Here is an 8358-nt window from a genome sequence, read left to right as displayed (position 1 = left end):
GTTCCGCGACTTCGTACTCGACGGTGACGTGCAAGACCCAGTTTGTTCGGTGTTCTTGCAGTCGGAACTCACCGACCGAGACGTCGCCGTCGAGCAAGTCCGCCCAGAGCGATTCCTGGGCGGGGTTGATCCGGAGTGGAATCCAGAAGGCGTTCCCACGTCCGGCTTGGGGAACGCGCCAACAGAACTCATGTGTTCTATCTTCGGAGTGGTCGAGACGCCACCCCTGATTCGTGAATCGGACGGGGTGGCCGTCGTCCAACTCCTCGGCGTTGTACGTTTTCCGGAGCTTCGGGACGTAACTCTTGAGTGCGTTTTTGGCGTGTCCTGTCAGGTTGTAGGGCGTGACAACATTGTTGACCGCTGACTGCGTATCCGCACCGGAATCGAACGCTTCCGACAGTGCGCGTCGGTACGTCGCCACGGTACGCTGAAGGCGGTGCTCTTTGTGCGCCGTTGGTGGCGCGAGCGTGGCTTGGAGCGTTTTCGTGGCGGGCGCGGTCACACCAGTACCAAGGAATCCATGCAAGTTAAGACTATTGAATCGCTATTAAATAGCGATGCGAAACCTAAACATCGAAGTGAGCGACGAAGAGTACGACCGACTAAGCGAAGTGAAAGAAGCACACGGCCTGACGTGGCGCGGACTCGTCATTCAGGGAGCAAAAGCGTTGGACACCGAGGGACCGCTGTAGAGGGGCAGACAGCTAAGTGTTGCATTCAACCCCGCCGTGAACGACGGGGGTTTCTGCTTGATCCAAGATAAAGTCAATGACGCCATCAAACTGTGCCAGCGATCCTCGGTGGTACCCTCGGGATTCGGCTTCTTCCAACTCGGTGGTGTCTCGATCGGCCAGTGATTTGACCGCTGTTTCCTCCGGCGGGACGAATCGCTCCCGGCTGTCACAAAGGTACCAGCACAGGTGATTGAACATGTCTTTAATGTCTGTGTCTTGTGCCATAGGTTGATCACGACGCTGCAGCCGCGTGGTTCGGTTTCCCCGCAAATAATACGTACATTGCGAGTTCGTCAAACCACGCGACTAGACGTTTTGTCTGTCTCTCCGCTTAGAAATAGATGGCGTTCCGGCTGTCAGTCGAACCAACTGCTCATTGTGAGCACTGTTCAGCAGATCACCCGTTTTGTCGGTAGAGAAACAGTCCGAGTCCGCTGGCGACCACGGCGATTCCGGCGAGGATGACGAACAACGCCCACGGGGGGAAATACGTGAGCGCGACGCCAGCGAGGGGAGTGCCGAGTGCGCCGACGCCAAACACGCCGAGGTACGTGTATCCGTACGATAGTCCGCGCAAGGACGCCGGGGTGTACTTCGCGACGGCCGCTTGGTAGAACGGCTGGACGAAAAAGAGACAGAAGCCGAGCACCGCCAACAACACCAGCAACGGCGCGAGCCCGATCGCAACGACTGGTCGAAAGAGGAGCGCAAGCACCACGAGCGCCCCGTATCCCCCGGCTAACCCGACTTCGAGGCGGATTCGGTCGGTGAGCTTCCCACCCACGTACTGCCCGCCGACGCCTGCCGCGAGCAGGCCCGTATACAGGTAGTTCGACGGCTCGATCGTTCGTCCGTAGAACTCGACCGGCGTGATAGTGTCGATTTCCCCGAGGACTGCCGGGAGGAAGGTGAGTATCCCACGGTAGTACAGCCCCGACAGCATCATGAGACAGAACACGACGAGAAACGCCCCCACGAGTAGCGCGCTCGATTGGGTCAGAAACTCCGAGAACGACGAGATTCCGGGCGTCTTCTCGGGGCTTGTGCCCCCATCGGTAGCTGGTGAGACGGCCGCCATCTCATTCACATCGATACGAAGCGCGACGGCCACGCCGACCAGCGCGGGCAGTGCCAGTATCAGTGCGACAACGTGCCACGCGTCGCTGAGGAAAAACAGCAGAATCGTGGCGAGAAGCGGCCCGACGGCCGTTCCCACGTTGCCCGCTGTTCCGTGGTACGCGAAGGCGGTTCCGCGCTCGTGAACACCGCGTGTGATGAGCGACAGCCCCGCCGGATGATAGAGGCTCGCCGCGATCCCCCATACAACGAGCGCGATCGTCACGACGAGGATCTCTGCCGACAGTTGGCTTCCGAACGCCGTGATCTGGTCGAGACCGACGAGACCGGTGATCGCTCCGGATGCGCCTAACAGCACGAACGACACGCCCATCCCAAGCAAGGACGCGAGGATGAGCGGCTTCGACCCCCGACGGTCAGTTAACACGCCGGCAAGCGGCGCACCCATCCCGAACAGCGCTGTCCCGATCCCGACGGCGGTCCCCACGATCGCCTCCGTCGTCCCGAACTGCACCAACCAGATCGGAATGAACACCGGCAGCACGAACTCATAGATGTGGACCATCGCGTGTGCCAGCATTACCAACCCAGTGATCGCCCGATCGTTGTGATTCACGCGTGAATCTCCGTACGGAACCGTTTTAACGTTTCTACAATCGTAGCTAATCCCCTAAAACAGTATTATCTGGATTATTGTCGTTCCCGTGGCGAGAAACGACGGATACGTTTCACAACTGTAGCACGACCGTCATTCCGACGCCCGATAGCAGCGTTCCCATGACGAACAACCCGATCGATTTCCGTTCCACGTCGTCGATCGGGAGGACGATCGTGAACCCACCGAAGGCTGCGAGAAGACCGCCGGTCAACACCAGAATGAGTGATGCTGCTTCGGGCAGGGGAAAGGAGGGTTTCATCCGAGGAGCAGTTCGCGCCGAATCGGGAACCCGCATCACCACCGATCAACAGTGTGTATCAGTTCCCGATCCGGACTGCGTTGTCCTGTGAGCGAGTTCTTACTCCTCGGAGAGATGCTCAGCGACGGCTGCAGTGAGCGCCCCAGAGCGGACAGATTTCCCGAGTGTCTCGATCTCTCCGGAGAGCGGACGGTCGTTCGTGAGTGGCTCCACTCGCTCTCGGACGTGATCGTACGCCTGTTGTGTGCCGTCGCCGGGTGTGAGACCCTCGACGAATTCGAGCGCTTGTGCGCCACAGAGCAACTCCACGGCAACGATGCGAGCCGTGTTTTCGAGCACACGACGGGCGTTGAGCGCGGCTTGTGCGCTCATGCTCACGTGATCCTCCTGACCGCCGCTGACAGGTGTGGTGTCGGTCGAGGCCGCGCCCAACGACCGGTTCTCGTTCAGCAGAGCGGCAGCGGTGTACTGAGCGATCATACAGCCCGACTGCAGCCCGCTGTTCTCGGTGAGAAACGGGGGCAGATGCTCCTCTTGGATGTTCGGATTGAGGATCCGGTCGACGCGGCGTTCACAGATAGCGGCCAGCTCCGTTAACGCGGTCCGAACGTAATCCAGCCGCAAAGCGAGGGGTTCGCCATGGAAGTTGCCCCCAGAGATGACGCCGACAGACTCGGTGCCACTGGCCCGGTCGTCAGTATCAGCGGCCGAGAAGATCAGCGGGTTGTCCGTCGCGCTGTTGAGTTCCACTTCCACCGCCTCCCGGAGATGGGCAATGGCGTCACGGACCGCGCCGTGGACCTGTGGCAGACAGCGAATAGAGTAGGCGTCTTGCACCCGGTCACAGTTGCGGTGTGATTCGACGATCTCCGAGCCGGCAGTGAGCGCACGGACGTTTGCTGCACTGACCGACTGGCCCGTATGGGCCCGCACGTTCTGGATTGCGGGGTCACACGACGCTGTCGTCCCCATCGTCACCTCCGTGGTGAGCGCGCCAGCAACATCAGCGCTGTCGACCGTCCGCTCTGCGTCCACTACAGCGAGTGCCCCCAGACCGACAGTGAGCTGTGTGCCGTTGATGAGCGCCAACCCTTCCTTGGCGCGGAGCGTCAGCGGATCGAGATCGGCCTCTGCCAACGCCTGCGTTCCGGAGCAACGGGTTCCGTCCACAACGGCGTGACCCTCACCGATGAGCACAAGCGCCATGTGTGCGAGCGGGGCGAGGTCGCCGCTCGCGCCGAGACTGCCCCGAGATTTGACAACTGGATGGATTCCCTCGTTCAGCAGCGTCACGAGATGCTCGACAACGCGCTCGCGGATCCCGGAGTATCCTTTCACCAGCGCATTGAGCCGCGTCACCATCAGCGCCCGAACTTCGGTTTGGGTCAGCTCCCGGCCGCTTCCAGAGGCGTGACTCCGGAGCAGATTCATCTGGAGGTGAGAGAGGTCTTCCGCAGGGATCCGTTCGGTGACAAGCTGTCCGAACCCCGTATTCAACCCATACACCGGCTCATCTTCCGCAACGACAGCCTCGACGCGGGCGCGCGACGTGCGAACCGCCTTCCAAGCGTCGTCGGTGACGACCACTGGCTCGTCGTCGCGGGCGACGGCCGCGACGCCCTCGGGGGTCAAGGAATGCCCATCGAGTTCAACGACCATCGCTCACCACCTCCCCGGCTTTCAGTACGGTATCAACGAGGTTGATGCCGAACGTGTAGGGAATATGAACGTGGCTCGGAGCGTCGATCAGGCAGAGATCGGCTGGCGCGCCCGGATGGAGCGTCCCGAGACCGCTATCGGACCGGTTGAGTGCACTGGCACCGCCGTGGGTGGCGGCCCCGAGTGCCTCAGCCGGCGTCATTTCCATTTCAAGACAACCGAGTGCGACGGCAAATCCCATGCTCGGTGAATGACAGTTTGGATTGAAATCGGAGGCGAGTGCGACGGACGCACCCCGATCGATAAACGCGCGTGCATCAGCGTATTCGGCACCGAGCGAAAACGCAGTACCCGGCAACAGAACGGGTGTCACCCCCGACGCGTTGAGCGCGTCGATGTCCACTTGTTCGGCGTGCAAAAGGTGATCCGCGCTTGTCGCACCGAGTTCAGCGGCCAGCTGCGCGCCGCCCAGTCGAACGAACTCCTCGGCGTGAACTTTCGGCGTGAGTCCGTGCTCCGCTCCGGCGGTGAGCACCCGACGCGACTGCTCGACATCGAACACACCCTCCTCACAGAACACGTCACAGAACTCAGCGATCCCCTGACGCTCGACGGCCGGCAACTGTTCGGTGACGACCGCTTTGACGTAGTCGTCTGTGGTCCGGCCCTCAGGCACTGCGTGGGCACCCATGTACGCCGGTACTATATCGACCGGATGGGTGTCGTCGGCGCGCTTGATCACTGAGAGCATCCGGAGTTCCGTCTCGGAATCTAACCCGTAGCCGGATTTTATTTCTACGGTAGTGGTTCCGTGGGCGAGCATCGCGTCGAGCTGTCCCAACAGTCGGTCGAGCAGCTCCGCTTCGCTCGCGTTTCTGGTCGCCTGAACTGTCCTGAGGATTCCTCCGCCCTCGTCGAGGATCTCCTGATAAGACACACCGCGGAGCTTCGCTTCGAATTCGTCTGAGCGATCGCCAGCGAACAGCGCGTGGGTGTGTGAATCCACAAAGCCCGGAATCACCGCTTGTCCGCTCGCGTCGATGGCTCGCACCGCGTTCTCTGGCGGATACGCCCGCGTTATCTCCTCAGTCGGGCCGACCGCGGCGACCGTCCCGTCCTCCACTGCGATCGCACCACCGTCTACCCGATCGAGACCGTTCTCTCCCGGTCCAACGACGATTTCGCTTGCCTCGTAAATGATGGTTTGTGTCATGTCGTGTCCTCCGTGGTCCAGGCGCTCAGAACGTGAGCGATCGCGCGCGCGCCAGCAACAGCTGTTCGATCATCCTGATCAAGCGGCGGTGCGCACTCGACGACTTCGAACCCTGCGACGCGCCCGTCGTTTGCGATCATTCCGAGCAGCCGGTACAGTTCGCGGGTCGTGAGTCCGCCGGGCGTCGGCGCGCTCACCCCCGGGGCGGCCGTGGCGTCCAACACGTCGAGATCGAGGCTGACGTACAGTTGCTCTGCGTCAGCCACCGCACCGATAGCAGTTCGTGCAGCCGCCTGTAGATCCGTTCCGACGTCCTCGGCGGTCACGACGGTGCCTCGTCCGTCGAGATAGTCGGCGTAGGTGGTGGTGTTCTCGAAGTGACGCGCACCCACAACAGCAAACGCGTCGAGTCCGTCCTCAAACAGCTGACGGTACGGCGTGCCACTCGACGGTGCGCCGTCACGACAGTCGAAGTGGGCGTCGAAACTCACGATCCCGAGCGAGCCGGACGCCAGCAGCGGGCGCGCGTTGGGATAGGTGAGTGAGTTATCGCCGCCGAGAAACACCGGGCGCGCGTCAAGCGCGTGAATGTCTTCTGTGATCGCTGCGACGGCTTGCTGTCTGGCCGTCGCGTCCGCCGACTCGGAAAACTGAACGTCACCGAGATCACCGACCGGACCGACGGGCCCATGGGTGAGATGATGGGTTTTCGTTTCGTTCAACGCCGAACGGAGGTGGGCTGGTCCGTTTCGCGCTCCGTCCCGTCCGATGACGGCCCGATCCGTCGGCTCACCGAGCATCACAGCCTCGTACGTGGCTGCCACAGCGGGCGTCGTCGGTTCGGTAACGTCTCCGAACTGTTCATCGTTCGGATCCGCCGAGGAGCCGTGCCAGTCGAACTGAGTGGTGAGATCGGTCTCAGTCATCGCTCAGTCTCCAACGGGATGTGAACGTCTGACCGGGTCGCTTCCTCGATTGCCGCCTCATACCCCGCGTCGGCGTGTCTGATGATCCCCATCCCGGGATCGGTCGTGAACACGCGTCGGGCAGTTTCCGCCGCGCGGTCAGTGCCGTCAAGCACGACGTGATTGTTGGCGTGGACGGCGTTTCCGATACCAACGCCCCCGCCGTCGTGAACACTCACGATGTCAGCGCCGGCAGCACAGTTACACAGCGCGTTCAGTATCGGCCAGTCAGCAATCGCGTCGCTGCCATCACGCATGGCTTCGGTTTCACGGTTCGGGCTGGCGACACTACCTGCGTCCAAGTGATCCCGAGTTACGACGATCGGTGCCTCGATCTCGCCGTCAGCGACGAGTTCGTTGATCCGAAGCGCGAACCGCGCGCGTTCGGTGTGTCCCTCCTCGTCCGTTCGGTAGCCGAGCCAACACACCCGGCTCGGCAGTCCTTGGAATTCGACCCGCTCAGCAGCGAGCTCGATCCACCGGTGAAGGTGCTCTTTGTCCGGAAACAGATCGAGCACCGCTTCGTCGGTTCTGTGGATGTCCTCGGGCTTTCCTGACAGCGCGATCCACCGGAACGGGCCCTTTCCCTGACAGAACAGCGGACGGATGTACGCCGGAACAAATCCTGGGAAATCGAACGGCGTCAGTGGTGTCTCCGCTTCGGAGGCCCACTCGGCTGCTCCGTCGTGCCATCGGTGTTCATCGACCTGCCCACGGATGTTGTTGCCGTACTCGAACACGACAGCACCCTCTGACTGGAGTCTGAGGATGGCACTGACGTGCCGTTCCATTGTGTTGAGCGATTGCTCGACGTACGCCTCCGGATCGTCCTCTCGAAGCGCGTCGGCGTCCTCGACTGTGTACCCACTGGGGTAGTAGCCGTTCAGTTCGTCGTGGGCGCTCGTCTGATCAGTGACGACATCGGGAACAAAGCCCTGGTCGGCCATCGCTTCGAGCATGTCTGCGGCGTTCGTGTGGACGCCGACGCTGTACGGTTCGCCCGCGTCGGCGGCGCGTTGTGCCCGGTCAATCGCAGCGTCGAGATCATCTGTTTTCTCCATGCAGTAGCCGGTGTCGATCCGCCGATCGATACGGCTTTCATCGACTTCGGCCGCGACACAGACCCCATTGTTCATGGTCACAGCAAGCGGTTGTGCGCCACCCATTCCGCCGAGTCCACCCGTCGCAACGATCCGTCCCCGGAGATCACTGTCGTACTGCTGACGGGCCAACTCCGCGAGCGTCTCGTAGGTTCCTTGAATGATTCCTTGGGTTCCGATGTACGCCCACGATCCAGCCGTCATCTGCCCGTACATGATCAGTCCCTCCGCCTCTAGTTCGTGGAACTGCTCCCACGTGTCCCACTTTCCGACGAGATTCGAGTTGGCGATCAACACCCGAGGCGCTCGTTCGTGCGTGCGAAACCGACCGACGGGTTTGCCTGACTGGACTAACAGCGTTTCCGCGTCGTTGAGTTCACGGAGTTCGTCAACCAGCGCGTCGTAGGCGGCCCAGCTACGGGCGGCCCGTCCGGTTCCGCCGTACACTACGAGATCCTCCGGTCGCTCTGCGACCTCTGGATCGAGATTGTTGTTCAACAGCCGTAATGCTGCTTCTTGTCGCCACCCCTTGCATTCGATCTCCGTCCCTGTCGGCGCACCCCGGTACTCCTGCCACTGTTCACTCGGTTCACCGATCAGACCCTCGGTTGGATCATTTCCCATATCTCTGTTCATACGCCATAGAGTCACACGAGTGTCAACCCTCCGTAAGGAGGGTGATTTTAATAC

8 protein-coding genes and 1 pseudogene are annotated in these 8358 nt (G+C 61.4%); 1 reads left to right on the top strand and 8 read right to left on the bottom strand.

Translation table 11 applies throughout. The features are described 5' to 3' along the window. Positions 1-505 (bottom strand): annotated as a pseudogene (locus EIK79_RS03350) (RNA-guided endonuclease TnpB family protein); the annotation flags it as partial. Between the two features lie 55 nt (positions 506-560). On the opposite strand from EIK79_RS03350, the gene EIK79_RS18930 reads away from it, so the two are divergent. Beyond that, the gene (locus EIK79_RS18930; protein WP_267900517.1) at positions 561-695 is read left to right on the top strand and encodes a hypothetical protein; all 135 of its coding nucleotides are present in this window, start codon (positions 561-563) and stop codon (positions 693-695) included. A gap of 12 nt (positions 696-707) precedes the next feature. Here EIK79_RS18930 and EIK79_RS03345 read toward each other — a convergent pair whose 3' ends face one another. The 7 genes from EIK79_RS03345 to hutU form a co-directional block, all read right to left on the bottom strand. Then, entirely contained in the window at positions 708-962 is a 255-nt protein-coding gene (locus EIK79_RS03345) for a hypothetical protein (protein WP_124953696.1), read from the bottom strand. A gap of 172 nt (positions 963-1134) precedes the next feature. Next, positions 1135-2430, bottom strand: a complete 1296-nt coding sequence (locus tag EIK79_RS03340; protein ID WP_233737890.1) for an MFS transporter — start codon at positions 2428-2430, stop codon at positions 1135-1137. Between the two features lie 112 nt (positions 2431-2542). Next, positions 2543-2767: a hypothetical protein gene (locus EIK79_RS03335; protein WP_124953695.1), complete on the bottom strand. Its 225-nt coding sequence runs from the start codon at positions 2765-2767 to the stop codon at positions 2543-2545. A gap of 63 nt (positions 2768-2830) precedes the next feature. Beyond that, the gene (hutH, locus tag EIK79_RS03330; RefSeq protein ID WP_124953694.1) at positions 2831-4390 is read right to left on the bottom strand and encodes a histidine ammonia-lyase; all 1560 of its coding nucleotides are present in this window, start codon (positions 4388-4390) and stop codon (positions 2831-2833) included. Then, the gene (gene hutI / locus EIK79_RS03325; RefSeq protein WP_124953693.1) at positions 4380-5603 is read right to left on the bottom strand and encodes an imidazolonepropionase; all 1224 of its coding nucleotides are present in this window, start codon (positions 5601-5603) and stop codon (positions 4380-4382) included. Before hutI ends, hutH begins: the two co-directional genes overlap by 11 nt. Then, entirely contained in the window at positions 5600-6529 is a 930-nt protein-coding gene (gene hutG, locus EIK79_RS03320) for a formimidoylglutamase (protein WP_124953692.1), read from the bottom strand. Before hutG ends, hutI begins: the two co-directional genes overlap by 4 nt. Next, on the bottom strand, positions 6526-8292 hold the full coding sequence (hutU, locus tag EIK79_RS03315) for a urocanate hydratase (RefSeq protein WP_124953691.1): 1767 nt from the start codon (positions 8290-8292) through the stop codon (positions 6526-6528). The genes hutG and hutU overlap by 4 nt, the downstream gene beginning before the upstream one ends. Positions 8293-8358 lie beyond the last annotated feature (66 nt).

The organism is Halocatena pleomorpha (genome assembly GCF_003862495.1).
Classification (GTDB): Archaea; Halobacteriota; Halobacteria; order Halobacteriales; family Haloarculaceae; genus Halocatena; species Halocatena pleomorpha.
Note: the sequence above shows the minus strand (reverse complement) of the source record. Positions and strands in the feature narration are given on the sequence as shown.

Coding starts and splice junctions, on each gene's coding strand:
- EIK79_RS18930 (WP_267900517.1), top strand. CDS start 561: ATGCGAAACCTAAACATCGAAGTGAGCGACGAAGAGTACGACCGACTA.
- EIK79_RS03345 (WP_124953696.1), bottom strand. CDS start 962: ATGGCACAAGACACAGACATTAAAGACATGTTCAATCACCTGTGCTGG.
- EIK79_RS03335 (WP_124953695.1), bottom strand. CDS start 2,767: ATGCGGGTTCCCGATTCGGCGCGAACTGCTCCTCGGATGAAACCCTCC.
- hutH (WP_124953694.1), bottom strand. CDS start 4,390: ATGGTCGTTGAACTCGATGGGCATTCCTTGACCCCCGAGGGCGTCGCG.
- hutI (WP_124953693.1), bottom strand. CDS start 5,603: ATGACACAAACCATCATTTACGAGGCAAGCGAAATCGTCGTTGGACCG.
- hutG (WP_124953692.1), bottom strand. CDS start 6,529: ATGACTGAGACCGATCTCACCACTCAGTTCGACTGGCACGGCTCCTCG.
- hutU (WP_124953691.1), bottom strand. CDS start 8,292: ATGGGAAATGATCCAACCGAGGGTCTGATCGGTGAACCGAGTGAACAG.